The sequence below is a fragment of the Amycolatopsis sp. WAC 04169 genome, from assembly GCF_003947535.1.
Lineage (GTDB): Bacteria > Actinomycetota > Actinomycetes > Mycobacteriales > Pseudonocardiaceae > Amycolatopsis > Amycolatopsis keratiniphila.
The window spans coordinates 1-824 of record NZ_QHJI01000040.1 but is presented as its reverse complement, the minus strand read 5'-3'; the positions used below and the strand labels follow the sequence as shown (position 1 = coordinate 824).

The 824-nt window shown below is 72.6% G+C and carries 1 protein-coding gene and 1 pseudogene; both read left to right on the top strand.

All coding sequences use genetic code 11. The annotated features are described in order from the left end of the window. Window positions 1-418, top strand: a pseudogene (locus tag DMC61_RS40850) (fumarate reductase/succinate dehydrogenase flavoprotein subunit); the annotation flags it as partial. After that, a partial coding sequence (locus DMC61_RS40845; protein ID WP_125695766.1) for a 2Fe-2S iron-sulfur cluster-binding protein occupies window positions 415-824 on the top strand: 410 nt, incomplete at its 3' end. The pseudogene DMC61_RS40850 and the gene DMC61_RS40845, both read left to right, overlap by 4 nt.

The window sequence follows — 824 nt, the reverse complement described above, 5'->3', positions numbered from 1 at the left end:
CGAGGCGGAGATGAAGCAGGCCCTGGAGAAGCTGGCGGAGCTGCGGGTGCGGGCCCGCCGGGCCGGGGTGGAGGGGCACCGGCAGTTCAACCCGGGCTGGCACCTCGCCCTGGACCTGCGCAACATGCTGCTGGTCAGCGAGTGCGTGGCACGGGCCGCGCTGTAGCGCACCGAGTCGCGCGGCGGGCACACCCGCGAGGACCACCCGTCGATGGACCGGCGCTGGCGCCCGGTCAACCTGGTCTGTTCCCTGGCCGGCCCGGCGGACGACCCCGCCGCGGCGGACCCCGAGCGCGGCCGGATCGCCCTGGAGCGGCAGACCACCGAGCCGATCCGGCCCGACCTGCTCGCCCGCTTCGAGAAGGAGGAGCTGGTGAAGTACCTCGCCGACGAGGAGCTGGAGGGCCTGTCCGAATGAGCGGCGACGAGGGCCGGTTCAAGGTGTGGCGCGGTGACGTGGCTGGCGGCGGCCTGCACGACTTCACGGTCGAGGTGCACGACGGCGAGGTGGTCCTCGACATCGTCCACCGCCTCCAGGCCACCCAGGCCCCCGACCTCGCGGTGCGCTGGAACTGCAAGGCCGGCAAGTGCGGTTCGTGCTCGGCGGAGGTCAACGGGCGGCCGCGGCTGCTGTGCATGACCCGCATGTCGGTGTTCTCCCGGGAGGAGACGATCACGGTCACGCCGCTGCGGGCCTTCCCGGTGATCCGGGACCTGGTGACGGACGTCGGGTTCAACTACACCAAGGCCCGCGAGGTCGCGGCCTTCGTGCCGCCCGCCGATCTCGGGCCGGGCGAGTACCGGATGATGCAGGAGGACGTGGA